This window comes from Sorangium sp. So ce375, from assembly GCF_051473855.1.
Classification (GTDB): Bacteria; Myxococcota_A; Polyangia; order Polyangiales; family Polyangiaceae; genus Sorangium.
Genome location: NZ_CP150335.1, coordinates 11,701,370 through 11,722,858, shown reverse-complemented (window position 1 = coordinate 11,722,858; position 21,489 = coordinate 11,701,370). Strand labels below are relative to the sequence as shown.

At 73.0% G+C, this 21,489-nt stretch carries 9 protein-coding genes and 1 tRNA gene; 4 read left to right on the top strand and 6 right to left on the bottom strand.

Features of this window, described 5'->3' with window-relative positions; all coding sequences use genetic code 11:
* Window positions 1-171 precede the first annotated feature (171 nt).
* The 6 genes from WME90_RS43560 to mxcH form a co-directional block, all read right to left on the bottom strand.
* Window positions 172-258: transfer RNA gene (locus WME90_RS43560), tRNA-Ser, on the bottom strand.
* A 324-nt stretch (window positions 259-582) separates the two neighbouring features.
* Window positions 583-861 (bottom strand): hypothetical protein, encoded by a 279-nt coding sequence (locus WME90_RS43555; protein ID WP_437277999.1) that lies wholly within the window; start codon window positions 859-861, stop codon window positions 583-585.
* Window positions 854-1,201 carry a hypothetical protein gene (locus WME90_RS43550; RefSeq protein ID WP_437277998.1) on the bottom strand — a complete coding sequence of 116 codons (348 nt, stop codon included), beginning with the start codon at window positions 1,199-1,201 and terminating at the stop codon, window positions 854-856. Before WME90_RS43550 ends, WME90_RS43555 begins: the two co-directional genes overlap by 8 nt.
* Window positions 1,194-2,807, bottom strand: coding sequence for a PepSY-associated TM helix domain-containing protein (locus WME90_RS43545; RefSeq protein WP_437277997.1), 1,614 nt, complete (start codon window positions 2,805-2,807; stop codon window positions 1,194-1,196). Before WME90_RS43545 ends, WME90_RS43550 begins: the two co-directional genes overlap by 8 nt.
* Before the next feature lie 49 nt (window positions 2,808-2,856).
* Window positions 2,857-4,104, bottom strand: coding sequence for a hypothetical protein (locus tag WME90_RS43540; protein WP_437277996.1), 1,248 nt, complete (start codon window positions 4,102-4,104; stop codon window positions 2,857-2,859).
* A gap of 53 nt (window positions 4,105-4,157) precedes the next feature.
* Window positions 4,158-6,887: a TonB-dependent siderophore myxochelin receptor MxcH gene (gene mxcH / locus WME90_RS43535; RefSeq protein WP_437277995.1), complete on the bottom strand. Its 2,730-nt coding sequence runs from the start codon at window positions 6,885-6,887 to the stop codon at window positions 4,158-4,160.
* Between the two features lie 368 nt (window positions 6,888-7,255).
* Between mxcH and WME90_RS43530 the strand changes: the two genes are divergently transcribed.
* From WME90_RS43530 to WME90_RS43515, 4 genes are read left to right on the top strand one after another with little or no spacing between them, the layout of a single operon-like run.
* The gene (locus WME90_RS43530; protein WP_437277994.1) at window positions 7,256-12,643 is read left to right on the top strand and encodes an amino acid adenylation domain-containing protein; all 5,388 of its coding nucleotides are present in this window, start codon (window positions 7,256-7,258) and stop codon (window positions 12,641-12,643) included.
* Complete coding sequence (locus WME90_RS43525; protein WP_437277993.1) at window positions 12,640-17,346, top strand: SDR family NAD(P)-dependent oxidoreductase; 4,707 nt, start codon at window positions 12,640-12,642, stop codon at window positions 17,344-17,346. The genes WME90_RS43530 and WME90_RS43525 overlap by 4 nt, the downstream gene beginning before the upstream one ends.
* Window positions 17,343-19,091, top strand: a complete 1,749-nt coding sequence (locus WME90_RS43520) for a cyclic peptide export ABC transporter (RefSeq protein ID WP_437277992.1) — start codon at window positions 17,343-17,345, stop codon at window positions 19,089-19,091. The genes WME90_RS43525 and WME90_RS43520 overlap by 4 nt, the downstream gene beginning before the upstream one ends.
* Window positions 19,088-21,487, top strand: coding sequence for a penicillin acylase family protein (locus tag WME90_RS43515; RefSeq protein WP_437277991.1), 2,400 nt, complete (start codon window positions 19,088-19,090; stop codon window positions 21,485-21,487). The genes WME90_RS43520 and WME90_RS43515 overlap by 4 nt, the downstream gene beginning before the upstream one ends.
* The last annotated feature ends 2 nt before the right edge of the window (window positions 21,488-21,489 follow it).

Here is a 21,489-nt window from a genome sequence, read left to right as displayed (position 1 = left end):
CGGCGCGATCGCCGCACACGCACGGCTCGCCGCAGCGGCACGAAACGCGATGGCTACCCGCGCGCCGCCGCAGCAGCGCGAGCGCGCGGCCCGCACGCGTGCGGGTCGTCTGATTGTGATCGCGGTGCTCAGGCCGCCGCACGACGGGCGTAGCGCTGAGCGTTCTCGCGGCGGAGAGGGCGGGATTCGAACCCGCGGATCAGTTTCCCGATCGCACGCTTAGCAAGCGTGTGCCTTCAGCCACTCGGCCACCTCTCCTGGTACCCAGGATGGTCCGCCCGCCCTGTGCTCTGCGCAGGGGCAGCGCGGACCTGGATGCTTGACGATAAAAAGAACGCTGGCCCGTCCGACGCTCAGCGCGGCGGTCGAGGGAGCGGCAACATACCAAAGAGGTTGTCGCCGTGCACAAAAGATCGTGCAGGGGGATGCCGACGGCGACGGATCCCGATGGGCGGGACGGACGACCCGGAAAGCGGACCACCGGGCTCGGCCGTTGGTGCTCGGGTCGCCGATCACCCTCGAACGAACGAAAAGCGCTGAAGGCGCCGGGCCAGCTCGGGTGGCCAGGGGCGCGCGCGCCCGTCACTGCGGCACCCAGTAGGCCAGGGCGAGCAGCACGGCGCCGAGCGCCGCGCACCCCCCCCACGCGCGGGCCGCGCTGCGGGCCAGGAAGGCGACGCACATGGCCGCGAGCCAGAGCGGAACCACGAGCGAAAAGCCGACGGCAGACCGCGTGGCCTCGCCGAACGGCGCGAATCGCGCGAGACACACGCTCCCGAGGACGGCGAGCGGGAGGGTCCCGATCAGCGCCGCGAGCACCCGCAGCGCGGCGTCGAGCCGGGCGCGACGGCGGCTAGCCATGCAGCGCTCCGAGGAGCGAGAGCGCGGCGATCGCCGGCGGACACAGGCCGGCGAGGCCCCAGACGGCGCGCGGCCAGAGCGGCGCGAGCAGGACGAACGCGCTCGCGGCGACGAGGAGCGCCGCGACGGGGACGAGGAGCGCCGCCGCGCCGGCCTCGGCTCGGCTCCACAGCCACACCGACAGCGAGAAGACGGCCATCGCCAGGACCCGGGCCGATGCGCGCCACGCGCGCCTCGCGCGCAGCCGCGCCGCGAGGCCGAACGGCAGGCGCTCCGGCCGCGCCCCGTGGAGCAGCGCGAAGGCGAGGTACGCCGAGAGGACCGACGCGGTCTCAACCATGGGACGCCGTCTGCCGCCTGGCCACGAGCCCCGCCCCGCCGTGGACCAACGACGGAGGCGGCGCGCCGCGCGTCGAAAGGAGCCGCGCCTCGGGTCGCGAGGTCGTCCGGCGAAGCGCCCAGGCCGACGCGCAGAGCGCCGCGGCCGTCAGCAGGAGCGCGACGTCCACGGCGACGACGGCCCCGAGCTTCGGCCCGGCGCCGAAGAGCCCCGCCCCCGACCAGCGCGCCGCGAGCGCGGGGACCGGCAGCAGCAGGAGCCCCGCGAGCCCGATCTGCCGCGACCAGAGGCGCCCGCCGTCACGCGCGGCGAGCGCCCAGGCGATGCAGAGCCCGAGCGCCCCGAGGAACGTCAGCTCCTCGGCCGCCGCGCGCGCGCCCCAGTCGAACGGGAACACCCGGCTCGCCAGGAAGAGCGCCGCCGTCGCGACGACCGTCCCCGCGCCGAAGCCCACGGTGAGCCGCGCGAGGAGGCGGTTGCCGAGGCTCTCTCGCCGCGCCTCCCGTCGAGCGAGCCAGATCCAGTTGCCGGTGAGGATCGTGGCGCACGTCGCCAGGGCGAGCACGAAGAACAGGACGCGGAGCGTGGTGCCGCCGAAATCGGCGAAATGAAGGCCATAGACCCAGCGAAACAGCTCGCCGCGCGCGCCCTCGGCGCCCGGCGCGTTGCGCGAGAGGACCGCTCCGTCGATCGTCCGCAGCCGCAGGCGCACGGCGCCGCGCGTGAACGGGACGCCCTCGAGCGATCCGCGGATATCGACGGTCCCGCTGTCGAGGCCGAGGTGCCGGACACGGAGCCTCTCGGGCACGAGCCGGGGCTCCGCGGCGCGCGCGCGGGCCATCAGCTCGTCCAGCGTCAGGCCGGGAGCGGGCGCCCCGGGCGCCGGCTCGTCCGCGTACGACGAACCCCAGGCCGCGAGGTCCGCCCGCGCGGCGTTTCCGCCGAACACGGGCCCCGTGAACACCCCGACGAGCACCCCCAGGAACACGATGAACGCGCCTGTGTACGCGTACAGGAGCTGAAACGGCAGCCCTATCACGCCGAGCACCTTGTGCATGTCCGACCACAGGACACGGCGCGTCTTGTCCGGCCGGAACTGATGAAACTGCCGGACGATGTCCTTCAGGTGGATGAGAACGCCGGTCGTCAGCGCGAGCAGGAGCGCGACGCACAGGAGACCGGCGAGATAGAACAGCCACTCGCCCGTCGCTCGGTGCCAGAGATAGTGCAGGTCGTAGAGGAAGTCGGACAGCCGCTCTCGCTCGGGCACGAGCCCCTCGTCGACCCACGACGAGACCGCCTCGCCCTGCGAGAAGTAGAGGAGCCGCGCGGAGCCCAGCCCGCCTTCCGGCAGGTCGAACCAGAGCTGATCGGGCGTCGTCCCCGCGGCGGCGAGCCCCCGATCGAGCGTGGCCTGGAGCCCCACCTGCTCGACGGAGGAGCGCTGTTGGGTCAGGGGCTCCTCCCACACCGCGAGCTGTCGCCGGAAGAGCGTGATCCCCCCCGACAGGAACATCACGTAGAGCAAGAGCCCACCGATCACGCCTGTCCAGGCGTGCACGTCCCAGAAGGTCGTGAAGGCATGGCGGGAGAGCTTCTTGGCCATATCGCGAGTCACCCTGTCCCTCGCGCGGAGCGCCGCGCGCCGCGCGAGCTTATCTCACCTTCGCCAAACCGTGCAGGTACCCCGGCGCCTTCAGGCCGAGCTTCGGGCCGCCCTCGGCCGTGAGCTCGATCAGCGTGCTCTCCGCGGAGCCGCTCCCCTCATCGATCGTGAAGACCCGGCCGTCGACCTCGAAGTAGGAGACGTTCGACGGCGAGGGAGCCAGCGCGTCGATCACCGCGGCCTCGTTCGTCGCGGTGTCCCACCGCCACCAGCGCCACGCCGGCTGGCTCGTGACCTCGAAGGTCTTTGTCTCCTCTTCGATCGTGGCGAGGCTCTCGTCGAACACCCGGAGGAAGAGGCTGTCCCCGCCCGCGGGGATGGGATCACCCGCGATCGCGCCGTCCGCCAGCTCGCTCAGGAGCAGGTGGAAGTCCGGGTCGAAGGCGTCCGCGTCCTTCAGGACGCGCAGCGCGCAGGGCTCGGTCTCCAGCCGCTCGACTCGATGGGCCGCTGCCCCGAGCGCCGAGCTCACGAAGTAGGCGTCGCCCGAGGCCATCTCGACGGGCTGCGTGATCCCGCCGCACCGGTCGTCGACGTCGAACCGCACGACGGTGTCCGTCTCGGTGTCGATGGCGACGAGCCCGGTCTCCGGGAGCCAGGTGTCCGTCGTGTTCCAGTCGACCCACCCCACCGAGACGAGCAGCGTCTTGCCGCGCAGGACAGACCCGTATCCGTACAGCGCCAGATAGCCCTCGCGGTGCGTGTCCGGCAGCGGGATCGTCGTTTCCACCTCCATCGTCGTGGGGTTCCACACGACGATCTGCTCGCCCGCGCGATCAGGATGGTAGACCTTCGTCGGAGAGAGGACGTAATTCGTGGGCCAGAGGCTCTCCACGCCGAAGGGCTGGAAGCTGACCGCGTCTCCCTTGGCGAGCGCGCCGCTCCCATCGAGCGTGTAGCGCGAGATCGTCGGGGACTCGGCGTCACCGACGCCGAACCACCCTTGCTCCTCGAACGCGAAGAGCCTGGCCGATCCAGTGACCTCGAGCGCCTGGGTGGGGTCGACCGCCGTGCCCGCTTCGAGCGACGGCAGCACGTAAAAGTAAGAGTTTGTCGCGGTGTCGTCCCAGACCCGCGTCGCGACGATGAACGCGTCGCCGTCGCCGCCCTGCACGACAGGGGCCGTCGCTTCATCGTCGGCGCAGCCGCCGCCGAGCGCGCCGGTCAGGAGCACGAGCACGAGGGTCGTGGCGCTCGTGCTGTTCGATGGCCGCTGCTTTCGCTGAATCCCACTCATCTGCGTTTGCTCCTGTCGTGCGAGCGAAGGGGCTCGCCTCGACATCGTCGTCGTCACATCTCCAGCGTCGCCTTGGAGGAGAGCGTCCGTCCGGGCCGCTGGACACCGTGGAAATCGAAGGCTCGCTCGTCGGTGAGGTTGTGAGCCTCGATGGTGAAGCTCACCGCGCGCGGCTGGTCGCGCACGACGTAGGTCAGCGCGAGCGAGTGCAGGAGCTGCGAATCCACCTTGGCCTTGGACGAGGGCAGCCCGACGTTCGCCCAGCCGACGTAGAACTCGTGGACGTAGCGCGTGTCCCAGGTGAGCGAGATCGTGTCGCGCGGCGCGAAGACCTCTTGGAGCTGCACGCGCGCAGAGCCGTTGGCGAAGAGCCACGGCCGGTCCGGCATCCGTTCGCCCTTGGACCTGGCGAAGTCCCCCTCGTCGGACGTGTTGCGAAAATCGTCATAGGTGATGTTGCCGTCGAGGGAGACGTGCTCTCCCGGCGACGTCCAGCCGGCGGCGGCCTCGACGCCCAGCGACCGGGCCCCCGGGACGTTGATGTACCTTGTGTCGTTCGGGCGGTTGCGCAGCACGATGAGCCGCTCGACCCCGCGGACGAAGCCGTTCGCGTCGAGCCGCCACGCGCCCCAAGGGGTGTCGCGCGCGTCGATCGTGACACCGACGTTTCCGTTGTGGCTCGTCTCGGGCAAGAGCTCGAGGTTCTGGAGGAACATCGCCCCATCGCCGAACACCTCGTCGGGGCGCGGGAGCCGCGTCGCCCACTCGTAGGACGCCTTGGCGTAGAGCTCCTCGGAGAGGCGATAGCGAAGGCCGTCCCCGACGCCGAGACGGTGGGTGTTGCGCTCCTGCTGACGGAAGCGCCCTTCGAGCCCCGGGAGGCGGCTCTTCAAGCGGACGAGCTGCACATAGTCTTTCACGAAGAGGCTGTTCTCCAGGCGATCGTCGAGCAGGTTGAGCTGGTGCTCGACGCCCTGCACCGAGGTGAACAGCCTGCGCACGGCCCTGAGCTGATCGTGGGCCTGGGGGTTGTCCTGCCTGCGTTCTTCTCCCGTCCGCGTGATGAACGTCGGAGACACGGAGAGCTGCAGCGCGTGCTCCGGGTGGGGCCGGTAACGGAGGTTCAGGCGGCCGAGGCCGCTGTGCTCCCAGAACACCTGATCCCTGGGGAGCGACCCGGCCTCCCCTGGCACCGTGCGCTTGCGGGTGCAGCGACCGCTCCAGGCGTAATTGCACTCGCTGACATCGAGGAAGTTGGCGCGCCCGTACGTGTACCCGAGGAGCGCTTCGAGGGCGACGCCTCGGCCGAACCCTTGCTCGTACCGGAGCGTCGCGCCGGGCGCGGTCTCGCCGTTCGTGACCTCGCCATACGGCACGTCCACGACGCCGAACTTGTGCTGATGCTCCTTGTCGTAATCGGTGAGAAAGGCGCGCAGGAGCAGCCGCCGCGCCCAGGGCCGGTTCACGAAGCCGAGCTCGGCGCTCCCGCCCGCCGCCCGGTAGGCGTCGTGGAAGCGGCGGACGCGGGTGGGCTCGGTGTCCTTGTGCCCGGTCGCGTCGTCCCAGAGGACGACATCCACCGGGTAATCGTTCTTCGCATAGTCGAAGAAGCCGCTCACGCGGGCGAAGAAGCCGCTCGGCTCGTGCAGGTGCCGCGCCGAGAGGGTGAGCCGGTGGGTGTCGTAGGAGCCGACCTCGTAGGACACCGCGCCATGGGTGCCGCGGACGTCCCGATCCGTGACCAGGTTGACGGCCCCGCCCAGCGCGTCGGCGCCGAAGCGCACCGGGACCACGCCGCGGTAGATCTCGACGCGCTCGACAAGGTTCACAGGCACGTTCGTGACGCCGAACGGGTACCCCGCGAGCTCGAGCGGCACGCCGTCGAGAAAGAAGCGGATCTGATCGTCCGTCAGGCCGTTCAGCGAGAACCGCGCCCACGACCCGAGCCCCGCGCTCCGCCGCACGCCGACGCCCTGGGTCCGGGCGAGCACCTCGCCCATGTCGGCGGTCCTCCGCTGCGCCTCCTCGGTCTCGAGGACCGTGATCGCCTGCGCGGATTGCCGGAGGCGCTCGGCCATCGCGGCGCCGCGCACGGTCACCTCGGCGGGCGCTGCGTCGTTCGCCTGGGCGGGCGCCGTGGCCAGCGCCGGCGGGGGCGCCGCGCCTGCCGGGTGCGCGGCCTGGACCGCGGGCGCGACCGGGACCGCGGACGCAGCCGGAGCCGCGGGCGCGGCAGGGGCCGTCGGGGCCGCTGCGACCCCGGCGCCGCCCGCCGCGCCAGACGACGGTGCAGCCGGAGGCTCCTCGGGGAGCTGGAACTCGTAGCCGTAGAGGATCCGTGAGGCGACCGGCGTGCCGCCACGGCGCGCCGGCGCGAAGCGGAACCGGAGCGCCGCCGCGCGGGCCGCCTCGTCGAGGCCGTGACCCAGAGGGCTCGTGACCTCGGCCTCGGTCACGCGCCCGTCCACGTCGATCAGGAGCTTCAGCACGACCGTGCCCCCCTGTCGTGCTGCTCGTGCCTCCGGCGGAACCTCGGCCTCGACGAGCTCGAGGAGCCGCGGCGGCTCGATCCCCGGGACACCGGCGGCGGGCGGCGAACGCTCGCCGCCTGTCGCGCCGGCAGCAGGCGCGTGTGCGCCCGCGTCGCGGTCGCCCTCCGCGCGTCCAGGGCCGTCCGGCGCGCCGCGGTCCTGAGCGTGCGCCGGCGAAGGCAGGCCCGGCAGCAGCGAAAGGGCGATCACGCCTGCGAGCAGGCCTCGACGAGCAAGAGAGCGTCGCTTCACCGCATCAACCTTCGGCCTGGAACGCGACGCGTCGCGCCATGAGCGGGAAAACCGGGCGGGCGTCCATGGCTGTGTTGATGTCGGTACTCGAAATGAAAACCAAAATCAATTTCACTTTCTCGCCGGGGCGTCCCGTCCACGGAGGTTTTTTCCTTGACTTCCCCCTTCACCGTGTTCCATACAACCGCCTCCGAGAAATTAATAATCGTTTTCATTTTCAAAAACGAGACAACAAGCGGCGGCGGCTGCCACGACACCACCTCGGCACCCCGCGTTGATGACGCCAAGCGTCATCAACGCCGTGCGCCGTTCATGGTGAGACAGCCCACTCCGCGGTCTGACTTTTTCGGTCTGGAGCTGAGGTGGCGATGGAGTCGACTCGATCCCGTGGGCGTGCGACTGGCGATCGCGGCGCGGCCGAGCCCGCGACGCTTGTCGCGCTGCTGCGGCGCCGCGCGGAGCAGCGCCCGGCAGGGCACGCCTATACCTTCCTGCTCGACGGGGAGACGGACGCTCGCTCGATGGCGTACGGCGAGCTCGATCGGCGGGCGCGCGCGCTCGCCGCGGAGCTCCAGGCCGGCGCGCGGGCGGGGGAGCGCGCGCTCCTGCTGGTGCCGCCAGGGCTCGACTTCATCGCCGCGTTCTTCGGCTGCCTCTACGCGGGGCTCGTCGCGGTGCCCGTCCCGCTGCCGCAGCGCAAGAGCGGGCTGCTCCGCGTGCTGGCCATCGTGCGCGACTGCCGACCGAGCGTCGTGCTCACCACCGACGCGTTCCTCGGCGCGGTGGCGATGCTCCGCGACGATCCGAGCCTCGCCGAGCTGAGCCACCTGCGCTGCATGGCCGTCGACGCGATCCGGGACGGCCAGGAAGACGCGTGGCGAGCGCCGCGCGTGACGGCCGAGACGGTGGCGTTCCTCCAGTACACCTCGGGCTCCACAGGGACGCCCAAGGGCGTGGTGCTCACGCACGGCAACCTGCTGCGCAACGAGCTCATGATCCAGCGCGCGTTCGCGCACACCGAGGAGAGCGTGATCGTCGGGTGGCTGCCGCCGCACCACGACATGGGGCTCATCGGCAACATCCTCCAGCCGCTCTACGTGGGCGTGCCGTGCATCCAGCTCTCGCCCGAGCACTTCCTGATGCGGCCGCGGCGCTGGCTGGAGGCGATCTCGCGCTACCGGGCCACGACGAGCGGCGGGCCGAACTTCGCCTACGAGCTGTGCATCCGGAAGATCTCCCCGGAGCAGCGCGAAGGGCTCGACCTCGGCTCATGGCAGGTGGCCTTCAACGGGGCCGAGCCGATCCGGGCGGCGACGCTCGACCGCTTCGCCGAGGCGTTCGCGCCGGCGGGGTTCCGGCGCGAGGCGTTCTATCCCTGCTACGGCCTGGCCGAGGCGACGCTGCTCGTGAGCGGCGGGGCGGCCGAGGCGCCGCCGGTCGTGCGCGCGGTCGACCGCGCCGCGCTGGCGCAGGGGCGCGCGGCGTTCGATCCGCGCGATCCGGAGGCCGGCGTGTCCCTCGTGGGCTGCGGGGGATCGCCGGCCGGCGACGAGGTGCGGATCGTCGATCCCGAGACGCTCCGGGCCTGCGAGGACGAGCGCGTCGGGGAGATCTGGGTGGCCGGCGCGAGCGTGGCGCAGGGCTACTGGGAGCGGCCGGAGGACACGGCGGCGACGTTCGAGGCGCGGCTATCGACGGGAGGAGGGCCGTTCCTGCGGACCGGCGATCTCGGGTTCTTCTCGCGCGGCGAGCTGTATGTGACGGGCCGGCTCAAGGACCTGATCATCGTCCGCGGGCGCAACCTCTACCCGCAGGACATCGAGCTCACCGCGGAGGAGAGCCACCCGGGCCTCCGCGCCGGCGGCGGCGCGGCGTTCTCGGTGGACGTCGACGGCGAGGAGCGCGTCGTCGTCGTCCAGGAGCTCGGTCGGCGCGCGCCGGCGGCGACGGATCCGGCGGAGCTCGGCGCGGCGATCGAGCGCGCCGTGGCCGACCGGCACGAGGTCGCGGTCCACGCGGTCGTGCTCATCAAGCCGGGGAGCCTGCCGAGGACCACGAGCGGCAAGGTGCAGCGGAGGGCGTGCCGCGCGCGGTTCCTGGATGGGTCGCTGGACGCGGTGTGGCGGTCGACGAGCGGCGACCCCGCAGCGCGCGCGGGCGTCGAGGCCGAGACCGCGGAGCCGCCGCGGTCGGCGCTGGAGGGCACGCTGGCAGGCATCTGGGCCGAGGTGCTGGGGCGCGCGCGGGTCGGCCGGAGCGAGGAGTTCCTGAGCCTGGGCGGCGATTCGCTGCGGGCCATGCAGGTGAGCGGGCGGGTGAGCGAGGCCCTCGGCATCGACGTGGGGCCGGCGCAGCTCTTCGAGTCGACGACGGTCGCGGCGCTCGCGGCCTGGATCGAGGCGAGGCAGGCCGGGGCGCCCGCGGACGGCGCGGCGGGCAGGGCCGCGACGATGACGCCGGTGGAGCGGCCGGAGCGACTGCCGCTGTCCTTGGTCCAAGAGCGGCTGTGGTTCCTCGAACAGCTCGTCGCAGGCGCGCCCGTCTACCACATCGCGGCGGCCCTGCGGCTCTCCGGGGCGCTCGATCGGAGCGCCCTCGAGCAGGCCGTGACGGCGATCTCGGCGCGCCACGAAGGCCTCCGCACCAGCTTTCCCTCGGTCGCGGGGCAGCCGATCCAGCGGATCGCGCCGCCCGCGCCGGTCCGTCTGCCGCTCCACGATCTGCTCGATCTGCCCGAGGAGGACCGAGCGCCCGCGCTGCAGGAGCGCCTCCGCGGGGAGGCCCGGCGCGCGTTCGATCTCGCGGAGGCGCCGCCCGTGCGCTGGATGCTCCTGCGCGTGGGCGAGCGCGAGCACGTGCTCTCGTTCACCTGCCATCACCTCATCGCCGACGGCTGGTCGCTGCACGTGGTCTTGCGCGAGCTCACGCTGCTCTATGGCGCGTTCGCCGCCGGGCGCTCCCCTGCCCTCGCGCCGCTGCCGCTCCAGTACGCCGATCACGCGCTCTCGCAGCGCGGTCAGGCCGAGTCAGAGGGGCAGCGGAGGGAGCTGGCCTATTGGCGAGAGCGGCTCGCGCGCGCCGTGCCGCCGCTGGATCTCCCGACCGACCGGCCGAGGCCCCACGTCCAGACCTACGCCGGCGCGCGCGAGGAGCTCGAGCTCCCTCCGGATCTCCTGGAGAGGCTGGCCGCGCTCGGGCGGCGAGAAGGAGCCACGCTGTTCACGGCGGTGGCCGCTGGGTTGTTCGCCCTGCTGCACCGCACGACGGGCCAGACCGATCTGTGCATCGGGACGCCCGTGGCGGCGCGATCGCGGGTGGCGTTCGAGGGCGTCTTCGGGTGCTTCCTGAACACGCTCGCGCTGCGCGTCGACGTGTCCGGGAACCCCGCGATCGAGGAGCTCCTGACGCGCGTCCGCTCGGCGATCACGGAGGCGCAGGCGCACCAGGGCGTGCCGTTCGAGCGCGTGCTGCAGGAGCTGCCGCTCTCCCGCGACCTCGGCCGCTCGCCGGTGTTCCAGGTCATGCTCTCCATGCAGCCGCCGCAGGCGCCCGCGCCGGAGATACCGGGCCTCGATCTCACGTTCTCCCAGGTGGATACGGGGACAGCCCAGTTCGACCTCGCGATCGACCTTGTTCCGCACAGCCAGGGTGTGCGGGCCGTCTGGGAGTACAACACGGACCTGTTCGAGGCCGCGACGATCCGCCGGCTCTCGGAGCGCCTGCTCCTGCTCCTCGAAGGGATGGTGGCCGCGCGCCCGCAGGCCCGCCTCGGCGAGCTCCCGTTGCTGACCGAGAGCGAGCGGCTCCTTTCGCTGGGGGAGTCGGAGCGCGTGGCCGTGCCGCCGGTGTGCGTCCACGAGCTCTTCGAGGCGCAGGTCGCCCGCCAGCCCGAGGCGGTGGCGTTGATCCACGAGGAGGAGCGGCTCACCTATGCGATGGTCGACGAGCGGGCGCGCCGGCTCTCGCGCCGCCTCGTCCGGCTCGGCGTCGGCCCGGAGACGCGGGTCGGTATCTGCCTTGATCGCTCGGCGGACGTCGTCATCGCCGTGCTGGCCGTGCTCAAGGCCTCGGGCGCCTACGTGCCGATCGATCCAACGCACCCGGCGGACCGGATCGCCTTCATGCTCGCGGACGCCTCGCCCGCGGTCCTCATCACGCGAACGGAGCTGAGCGGGCGCCTCCCCGCGACGCAAACCGTGCTCTGCGTCGATCGCGAGGGAGACTGGGCCGCGGATACCGACACGGTCGATCACGACGAGCCGCGACCGACAGGGAACCTCGACCACCTCGCGTACATCATCTACACGTCAGGCTCGACCGGCCGGCCGAAGGGCGTGATGGTGACGCACCGGACGCTCGCCAGCGTCTTCGCGGCGTGGCAGCGGCTCTATCAGCTGCCGGCGGCGGATCTGCGGCTCCTCCAGATCGCGAATCCGGCGTTCGACGTCTGGACAGCCGACTGGGTGCGGGCGCTGTGCGCGGGTGGCACGCTCGTGATCGCGTCCACCGACGTGTTCCTCGATCCGGCGGCGCTCTCGGCGGTGATACGCCGCGAGCAGGTGACCCTCGTCGACGTGGTGCCCGCGGTGATCAAGCCGCTCATGGCGCACTGGGATCGCGAAGGGCAAGGCGTCGACAGCCTTCGATTGCTGATCGTGGGGTCGGACGCGTGGTCGGTGCGGGATTACCTGGAGCTGCGCCGGCGATGCGCGCCCCATACCCGCCTCCTGAGCTGCTATGGCGTCACCGAGGCGACGATCGATAACGCCTCGTTCGAGGGCGACGTGGACGCGGAGCCGTCTCCCGAGCGGAGCGTCCCCCTGGGCCGCCCCGTCGCCAATACGCGGCTCTACGTGCTGGATCGGTACGGCCAGCGGCTGCCGGTCGGCGTCCCCGGGGAGCTGGCGATCGGGGGAGCGGGCGTGGCGCGCGGGTACCTTCGGCAGCCGGGCCTCACCGCCGAGCGGTTCATCCCCGACCCGTGGAGCGGCGAGGCGGGCGCCCGGCTGTACCGCACAGGCGATCGCGCGCGCTGGCTCCCGGACGGGACGCTGGAGTTCCTCGGGCGCGTCGATCATCAGGTGAAGCTGCGCGGGCTCCGCATCGATACCGCCGAGATCGAGGCGTGCTTGCGGATGCACCCGGACCTCCGAGATGCGGTTGTCGTGCTCAGGGAAGACGCCGAGGGCGACAAGCGGCTCTTGGCCTACCTGGTCCCGGCGCGCGAGCCCGCCCCGGAGAGCTCCGCGGTAAGGCAGTTCCTTCGCTCGCACCTGCCCGAGGCGATGATCCCGTCCGCCTTCACGTGGCTCGACGCTCTGCCGCTCTCGCCGAACGGCAAGGTGGACCGGCGCGCGCTGCCCGCGCCCACGGAGCGGGCCGAGGCGGCGGCGAGCGCCGCCGCGCCGCCTCGATCCCCGCTCGAGCTCGCGATCGCGGAGGCCTGGCGGGAAGTGCTCCCGACGTCGCAGGTGGGCCTCCACGACAACTTCTTCGACCTCGGTGGGCACTCGCTCCTGCTCGCGCAGGTCCGGGCCCGCCTGCGCGAGAAGCTGAATCGCGAGATCCCGATGATGGATCTGCTTCAGCACCCCACCGTCGCCTCGCTCGCGGCGGCCCTGAGCGGCGACCCAGGCGCTCCGCCCGCGCAAAAGGCGGACGAGGGCGCGCAGGATCCCGCGCGAGCGCGGGCCGCTCAGCAGCGGCGCGGAGAGATGTTCGCGCGGCGGCGCGGCAGCCAGGAGAACAAGCGATGAGCAGTGGGAGCAGCGAAGAGCCCCGTCCGGGGCTGGACATCGCGATCATCGGTATGGCCGGCCGGTTCCCGGGCGCGCGCGACGTGGAGACGTTCTGGCGCAACCTCTCTGCGGGCGTCGAGTCGATCTCCGTCCTCCGCGACGACGAGCTGTTGAAGGAGGGTGTCGACCCGGCGCTGCTCGCGCGGCCAGACTACGTGCGGACCCGCGCGGTGCTCGACGATATCGATCGCTTCGACGCCGAGTTCTTCGGGTTCACGCCGCTCGAAGCCGCCGCGCTGGATCCGCAACACCGGCTCTTCCTGGAGTGCGCGTGGGAGGCCTTCGAGAGCGCAGGTTACGATCCGGAGCGCGCGGGCGGCGCCGTCGGGGTCTACGCCGGATCGAGCCTGAACGGGTACCTGGAGCACGTGCTCCCGCGCGGTACGCGCCTGGAGTCGGCGGCCGACATGGCGGCGTTCCTTGCGATCGACAAGGACTTCCTGACCACCCGCGTCTCCTACAAGCTGAACCTCGAGGGGCCCAGCATCGCGGTGCAGACGGCCTGCTCGACCTCGCTCGTCGCCGTGCACCTCGCCTGCCAGGCGCTCCTCGGCGGCGAGTGCGATCTCGCCCTCGCGGGCGGCGTCTCGATCAGCGTCCCGCAGAAGGCCGGTTATCTGTACCAGGAAGGCGCGATCGCCTCGCCCGACGGCCACTGCCGGGCGTTCGACGCAGAGGCCCGAGGCACGGTCGCCGGCAGCGGCGTCGGCGTCGTCCTGTTGAAGCGGCTCGAGGATGCCCTGGCCGATCGGGACGTGATCGTCGCGGTCATCAAGGGCTCGGCGGTCAACAACGACGGTCGCGCCAAGATCGGTTACACCGCGCCGCGCATCGACGGTCAGGCCAGCGTGATCCGGGCCGCCCACAGGGCTTCCGGGGTCGACGCGGGCTCGATCACCTACGTGGAGGCGCACGGCACGGGCACGCCCCTCGGCGATCCCATCGAGATCGCCGCGCTGACCCGGGCGTTCCGGGAGAGCAGCGACGAGACGGGGTTCTGCGCGATCGGCTCGGTGAAGACGAACATCGGGCACCTGGACGCGGCCGCGGGCGTCGCGGGGCTCATCAAGGCGGCGCTCTGCCTGTCGCGCGGCCGCATCCCGCCGAGCTTGCACTTCCGCGAGCCCAACCGAGCGATCGACTTCGCCTCGAGCCCCTTCTACGTGGCCACCGAGCTCGCGGAGTGGGCGCCCTCCGCCACGCCCCGCCGCGCCGGCGTGAGCTCCTTCGGCCTGGGCGGCACCAACGCCCACGTCGTCCTCGAAGAGGCGCCGCCGCCGCTGCCGGCCGGAGAGCGGGCCTCGCAGGGCGAGCTGCTCGTGCTGTCGGCCCGGTCGCGCGGGGGGCTCGACGCGCTGACGGACGCGCTCGCGACGCGCCTCGAGACGGACGCCGATCTCGACCTGGCCGACGTCGCGTTCACGCTGCAGCTCGGCCGGCGCGCCTTTGCGTACCGCCGCTCGGTCGTGTGCCGCACGCGGGAGGAGGCCGCCCGCGCGCTCCGCGATCGCAGCGCTTCGCGGAGCTCGGGCGAGCCGGTGGCCGGAGCGCGGCCGGTCGCGTTCCTGTTCCCCGGCCAGGGCAGCCAGCACGTCGACATGGGCCGCGCGCTGTACGAGGCCGAGCCCACGTTCCGGGCCGAGGTGGACCGCTGCGCCGAGGGGCTCGCGCCGCACCTCGGCGTGGACCTCCGGACGCTGCTGTTCCCCGCGCCCGCGGATCGGGAGGCGGCCGCGGCGCGCCTCGATCACACGTCGATGACGCAGCCGGCCCTCTTCACCGTCCAGTACGCCCTCGCCCGCCTCTGGATATCGTGGGGCCTGACCCCCGACGCGATGATCGGGCACAGCGTGGGCGAGATCGTGGCCGCCTGCGTGGCCGGGTGCCTGTCGCTCGAGGATGCCCTGGCGCTTGTCGCGGCGCGCGGGCGGCTGATGGAAGCGACGCCGGACGGCGCGATGCTCGCCGTGTTCGCGCCGGAAGACGAGGTCGCGGGGTGGCTCGGCGACGAGGTCGCGCTGGCCGCGACAAACTCCTCGCGCCAGTGCGTGCTGTCCGGATCGCGAGCGGCCATCGAGCGGGTGGAGCGCGAGGTCGCGGCGCGAGGGATCGAGGCCCGCCGCCTGCGCACGTCCCGCGCCTTCCACTCCCCCCTGATGGATGCGGCTCTGGCCGGCTTCCGCGAGGCGGTGGCCCGCGTCACGCTGCGGGCGCCGCGCATCCCGTGGATCTCGAACGTCACCGGGACCTGGATCACCGCGGCCGAGGCGCAGGACCCCGGCTACTGGGTCCGGCACCTCCGGAGCACGGTCCGGTTCGCGGACGGCGTGAAGACGCTGGCGGCGCGGCCGGAGCGCATCCTCCTCGAGGTCGGGCCGGGACAGACGCTCACCGCGCTGTGCAGGGAGCTCGCCGCGGGATCGCTCGTGGTTCCATCGCTGTCCGCCGCCCGCGATCCGGGCGGCGCGGGCGCGGCGCTGCTCGACGCGGTCGGGCAGCTCTGGGTGGCCGGCGCATCGGTGGACTGGACCGGCCTGCAAGCCGGGCGAGGGCGCCGGCGGGTCGCGCTGCCGGCGACGCCGTTCGAGCGGAAGCGCCACTGGATAGAGCGCCCCGGCGCCGGAGCCGCGGCCGCGCCGGAGCGGGCCGAGCCCGAGGTGGAGCGGGCGAGCACGGCGGCGGATCTGGAGGGGTTCTTCTATGTCCCGTCCTGGAAGCGCTCCCCGCTCCAGCCGATCGCGCCCCGGACCGACGACGCGCGCTGGCTGGTGTTCGCGGACGAGGAGGCGCTCGGCCTCCGGATCCTGGCGCGGCTCGAGGGCGCTGGCCGGCGGGTCGTCCGGGTCAGGAGCGGCGCTCGCTTCGAGCGCGTGACGGAGAGCGAGCTCACCCTCCGCCCGGATCACGCCGAGGACTACGCCGCGCTGGCCCGGGAGCTCGGCGCCGGCGCAGGGCTGCCCGAGCGGATCGTGCACGCCTTCGGGCTCGGCAGCGCGGCCGGGGCGCAGCTCGACGCCGGCACGTTCCAGGAGGCGCAGCGCCGGGGCTCGGTGAGCCTTCTGTGGCTCGCGCGGATGCTGGCAGGTCAGCCGGGAGGGTGCCGCCTCGTCGCGCTCGCCAGCGGCCTGCACGACCTGAGCGGGCGCGAGGCGCTGCGCCCCGAGCACGCCCCGCTGCTCGGGGTGTGCCGGAGCATCGCGCTGGAGTACCCGCGCGTGCGCTGCAGCGTGCTCGACCTCGATGCCGACGGCCCGGACACGTCGGAGGCAGCGCGGCTCGTCGAGCGGATCCTCGACGAGGTGCGGTCCGAGGCCGACGAGCCCGTCGTCGCGTACCGCGGGCTCCACCGCTGGGTGCCCACCGTCGAGCCGGTCGCGCTGAAGGCGGCGGACGGCTTGCCCTCGCTCCTGCGAGAGCGGGGCGTCTACCTCATCACCGGCGGGCTGGGGGGCGTCGGGCTGCAGGTGGCGGACTACCTCGCGCGCACGGCGCGCGCGCGGTTGATCCTCGCGGGCCGCTCGGCGCCGAGCGAGGAGCAGCGCCGGCACCTCCTGGCGCTCGAGCAGGCCGGCGCCGAGGTGCTGGCGGTGCGCGCCGATGTCGCCGACGCCGCGGCGATGCGCGCCGCGGTGGGCGAGGCGCTGGCGCGGTTCGGCGCGCTGCACGGCGTGATCCACGCCGCCGGGGTCGCGGCCGGCGGGCTCATCGACCGGCTGACGGCGGACGCGCTCTCCGCGGAGCTCGCTGGCAAGGCGCTCGGCGCGCTTGTGGTGGACGAGATCGCCCGCGAGCACCGGGCGGATTTCGTCCTGCTCTGCTCCTCGGTCACCGCGCTGAGCGGCGGCCTCGCGCGGGCCGGGTACGCGGCCGCCAACGCCTTCCTCGACGCGCTCGCCCACGCCTCCACGCGCCGGGGAGGACCGTACACCGTGTCCGTGAACCTCGACCGCTGGCGCGACGTGGGCATGGCGGCCCGCGCCGAGGCGCGCCTCCTGGCCCTCGGGATCGAGGGCGTGATCCTCGGCGGCATGAGCCCGGCGCAGGGGCAAGAGGTCGTTCACCGCGTCCTGAGCCAGGCGGCGCTGCCGCAGGTGGTCGTCTCGGTACGCCCGCTCCGCGGCCTGCCGAGGGACGACGAGGGCGCCGCCCTGGCCCGGCGGCTCGGCATCGGCGAGCCCCCGTCCTCTGGCGTCGACGGCGCCCGACGGGGCTCCGAGGCCCCGATCGCCGCGCAAGGCGAGCGCCTCTCCCCCGAGGCGGTGACGGCGCAGGTGGCGGCGATCTGGGCGCGGGCGTTCGGCATCGAGCACCTCGATCCGCAGAGGGACTTCTTCTCGCTCGGCGGAGAGTCGCTGCTCGCCCTGCAGATCCTCAACCGCGTCCGGGACACGTTCGCGGTGGAGCTGTCGCTCCGCGAGTTCTTCGAGCGGCCGACCCAGGCGGCGCTCGCGGAGCGCGTTCTCATGGCGCGAGGACAGCGGCCCGCGGGTCCGGAGCCGGCGCTGATCGCGCTGCCCCGGAAGGCGCGGCAGCTCCCCGGCGCGGACGGCTCGCAAGCGCAGGCGCAGGCGCGCTCGGAAGGCGGGCGCGGCGAGCAAGGCAGTCGCGGCGAGCAAGGCAGTCGCGGCGAGCAGGGCGTCGCGAAGGGAGAGGGGAAATGAGCGCCCTCGGCTTCCTGCTGCGCCACGCCTCCCGGCTCCTCGCGCTCGCGATCGCGGCCGGCGTCCTCAGCGGGCTCGCGGGCGCCGGCCTGATCGCGCTCATCCAGGAGGCGCTCTCGGCGGACGGCCGCCCCACCGCGCGGCTCGTGGGGGCCTTCGTGGGGCTCGCCCTCGTCGGCGTGCTGACCAGGGTCGTGTCCCAGGTGGTCCTGACCCGGCTCGGACAGGCCATGATCGCCGAGCTGCGCATGCAGCTCAGCCGGCGCATCCTGGGCGCGCCGCTGCGCCAGATCGAGGAGCTCGGCGCCCACCGGCTGCTGGCGGCGCTCAACGACGATCCGGCCGTGATCACGCAGGCCTACGTCTACCTGCCGCTCCTGTGCGTGAACGGCGCCACCGTCGTCGGTTGCCTCCTGTACATCGGGTGGCTCTCGTGGCCGGCGCTCCTCGTCACGCTGGGCGCGATGGGGGTCGGGGCCTTGCTCTTCCAGACGCACTCGCGCCGCGCGCTCCGCTCTTTCACGCGCGCCCGCGAGACGAGCGACGCCCTGTTCAAGCACTTCCGCGCGCTGACCGGGGGCATCAAGGAGCTCAAGATGCACCGCGACCGCGGGCAGGCGTTCCTGTCGCACGCGGGCCGCAGCGTCACGGCGTACCAGCGCGATCAGGTGGCGGGCACGACCGAGTACGCCATCGCGCTGGGCTGGGGCGCGCTGCTCTTCCACGCCGTCCTCGGGCTCACGCTGTTCGCCCTCCCGGCCTGGACAGGGCTGACGGCCACGGCCGCGGCCGGCGTGACGCTGGCGATGCTCTACCTGATGGCGCCGTTCGCGGAGAGCATCGAGTTCCTGCCGTTGATCGGCCGGGCCGGCGTCGCGCTGACGAAGGTGAATGATCTCGGGCTCGCCCTGACGCCCGGGGCCGAGGCGCCGAGCGCCGGAGCGCGGCCGGCGGAGCCGCTCGGCGGGCGCGATGAACGCGATGGACTCGATGGCTCGCGCGCGTGGACACGCCTCGATCTGGTCGGCGTCACGCACCGTTATTACCGGGAGCAGGAGGACGGGAGCTTCCGCCTCGGGCCCATCGACCTGAGCTTCCAGCCCGGAGAGCTCGTGTTCCTCGTGGGCGGCAACGGGAGCGGCAAGACGACGCTGGCGCTGCTGCTCCTCGGGCTCCATGCGCCGGAGTCCGGCGAGATCCGGCTCGACGGCGTGCCCATCGACGATGGGAACCGGGAGCAGTATCGACAGCTCTTCTCGGTCGTCTTCGCGGATTACCACCTCTTCGAGCACCTTCTCGGCCTCTCCGACGCCGACCTGGACGAGCGCGCCCGGCGCTACCTCGCGCGGCTGCGGCTCGATCACCGCGTGCGCGTCGAGGAGGGCGCCCTCCACGTGAGCGGGCTGTCCCAGGGGCAGCGCAAGCGCCTCGCGCTCGTCACCGCCTGCCTCGAGGACCGGCCGTTCTACGTCTTCGACGAGTGGGCGTCCGACCAGGACCCCGAGTTCCGGAGGGTCTTTTATACCGAGCTCCTGCCCGAGCTCCGCGCGATGGGCAAGACGGTGCTCGTCATCACGCACGATGATCAGTACTTCGCGCTCGCGGATCGCTGCCTGCGCCTCGACTTCGGCGTCCTGACGCAGACGTCCGGCGCCCCCTTGGGGAGCGGCGCGGCCCCGCGGAACGCGCTCGAAACCCGCCCTCGCAGGCGCGAGGCCGTGAAGGCCACGGAGCAAGACGCATGAAACGACCTGTGCGCTCATTCCTCGTCTCGGCGCTCGTCTCGCTCGCGGCCGCCGGCTGCGCGCCGGGCGCGATCCGGTCGCCGTCGCCGCAAGCCGACGGCGCGGTGACCCTGGCCGGCCTGGAGCACGCGGTGACGGTGACGTCGGATCACCTCGGGATCCCCACCGTCGACGCCGCCTCGCGGCAGGACGCCCTCAGGGCGCTCGGGTACCTGACGGCGCGCGACCGGCTTTTCCAGATGGATCTGCTCCGCCGGAGCAGCGGCGGACGGCTCGCCGAGATCCTCGGGCGCGAGCTCCTGGAGGCCGATACGCGGCAGCGGCGCTACGGCGTCCCGCGCGCCGCGAAGGCGATCCTCTCGCGCCTGCCGGAGGGGCAGCGCGCCGCGCTCGACGCATATGCTGAGGGGGTCAACGCCTATCTCCGGAGCGCGAAGACGCTGCCGATCGAGCTCCGCGAGCTCGGCTACAGGCCCGAGCCGTGGCGGCCGGAGGACAGCGTGCTCGTCGAGCTGGGCATGTTCCAGGCCCTCGGCGGGAGCGAGGACGTGGAGCGAACCCGCACGGTCCTTTCCCACAGCCTGCCGCCGAGCGTCGTCGCCTTCCTGTTCGAGGGCACCGACCCTTACACGAAGGCGCTGCTCGGCGCGCAGGCGGCCGCGTCTCCGCCGCTGCCACGGGAGGAGCTGCGAGCGCTCCTGTCGCGGGGCCGCGGCGCGCGCACCGCGGTGCTCAGCGCCGCCGCCGGCGAGGCGCCCCCCGGCTCGAACGGCTGGGCGGTGGCCGGCTCGCGCACCCGCGACGGGCGCGCCATCCTCGCGAACGACATGCACCTCGATCTCGGGGTGCCCAACGTCTGGTATCGCGCGGAGCTCCGTTATGGCGACACCGAGATCGCGGGCGTCGTGCTGCCCGGGATGCCCGTCGTGGTCGTGGGGAGTAACGGCCATGTCGCCTGGGGGCTGACAAACCTCGACGCCGATGTGATGGATCTCGTGCAGCTCGAGGTCCATCCCGAGCGCCCTGACGAGTACCGGACGCCGTCCGGGTGGCGGCGGTTCGACGTCGCGCGGGAAACGATCAAGGTCCGCGGCGAGCCCGACGTCGCCGTCGAGGTCCGCGCCACGATCTGGGGCCCTGTCGCGTCGAGGCCGCTGCTCGGGCGGCCGGTCGCCGTCCGCTGGACAGCGCTCGATCCCGAGGCGGTCGACTTCGGGCTGATGGAGATGGACCGGGCCCGGAGCCTCGAGGAGGCCGCCCGGGCGATGAACGCCGCCGGCGGGCCGGCGTGCAATGCCCTCCTCGCGGATCGCCGCGGCCGCGTCGCGTGGACGATCACCGGGCGCATCCCGCGGCGCCGCGGCCTCGACGGCGCCCTCAGCGTCCCGTGGGCGGACGGGCGCGCGGGCTGGGACGGCTTCGTGCCTCCCCCGCAGCTGCCGCGCGTCGTCGATCCGCCGTCGGGGTTCGTCGTCAACGCCAACAACCGCATGCCGCTCGGCGAGGGGGCGCCGGCGCTCGGCCGCGAGTACGCGAACGGCTACCGCGCCTACCGCATCAGCGAGCGCCTGCGCGCCGCGCGCCCGGTCACCGAGGCGGACATGTTCGAGCTGCAGCTCGATACGCGGACCGAGTTCTTCGACTTCTACCGCGACCTCGCGCAGCGCGCGCTCACGGAAGAGGCCGTGTCGCGGCGGCCGGCGCTCGCGGAGGCGCGGGCGGCGATCGCGGCGTGGGACGGACGCGCGGAGGCGTCGGGCATCGGCCTCCCCTTGATCACGAGCTTCCGGCGCGTCCTGGCCGACGAGGTGTTCGCGGCGTGGCTGGACACGTCCCGCGCCGCCGACCCGACCCTCGAGCTCTCGCTGACCGACATCGACACGCCGCTGCAGCGCGCGCTGAGCGAGCGGTCGCCCGATCTCGTGTTGGCGCCGGCGGGCGGCTGGGACGCGTTCGTCCTCGCCGCGCTGGAGAGGGCGATGGCGGACGTGAAGCAGCGGCACGGCGGACGGCCGCTCGATGCGCTCGAGTGGGGCGCCGTGAGCCGGGTGAAGATCGCGCACCCGCTCGGCGTGACGCCGGAGCTCGGCGCGCTCCTCAACATGCCCGTCGAGCCGCTCTCCGGGTGCGGCTTCTGCGTGCGCCTCGCGGCAGGCACGCTCGGCGCCAGCGAGCGGCTCGTCGTCTCGCCGGGGCACGAGCCGGACGGCATCCTGCACATGCCAGCAGGGCAGTCCGGCGACCCGCGCTCGCCGCACTACCGCGATCAGCAGCGCGCCTGGGTCGACGGCCGCCCGCTGCCCTTCTCGGCAGGTCCGGCCGTCGAGAAGCTCACGCTCTCGCCCGAGCGGGCGGAGCGCCGCGCGCCGCGCGGGGATCAGCCGGCGCGCCGGTAACA

What these genes read in the sequence shown, in the direction of transcription:
- WME90_RS43515 (WP_437277991.1), top strand. Translation starts at nt 19,088, where the DNA reads ATGAAACGACCTGTGCGCTCATTCCTCGTCTCGGCGCTCGTCTCGCTC.
- WME90_RS43550 (WP_437277998.1), bottom strand. Translation starts at nt 1,201, where the DNA reads ATGGTTGAGACCGCGTCGGTCCTCTCGGCGTACCTCGCCTTCGCGCTG.
- WME90_RS43530 (WP_437277994.1), top strand. Translation starts at nt 7,256, where the DNA reads ATGGAGTCGACTCGATCCCGTGGGCGTGCGACTGGCGATCGCGGCGCG.
- WME90_RS43520 (WP_437277992.1), top strand. Translation starts at nt 17,343, where the DNA reads ATGAGCGCCCTCGGCTTCCTGCTGCGCCACGCCTCCCGGCTCCTCGCG.
- WME90_RS43540 (WP_437277996.1), bottom strand. Translation starts at nt 4,104, where the DNA reads ATGAGTGGGATTCAGCGAAAGCAGCGGCCATCGAACAGCACGAGCGCC.
- WME90_RS43555 (WP_437277999.1), bottom strand. Translation starts at nt 861, where the DNA reads ATGGCTAGCCGCCGTCGCGCCCGGCTCGACGCCGCGCTGCGGGTGCTC.
- WME90_RS43545 (WP_437277997.1), bottom strand. Translation starts at nt 2,807, where the DNA reads ATGGCCAAGAAGCTCTCCCGCCATGCCTTCACGACCTTCTGGGACGTG.
- WME90_RS43525 (WP_437277993.1), top strand. Translation starts at nt 12,640, where the DNA reads ATGAGCAGTGGGAGCAGCGAAGAGCCCCGTCCGGGGCTGGACATCGCG.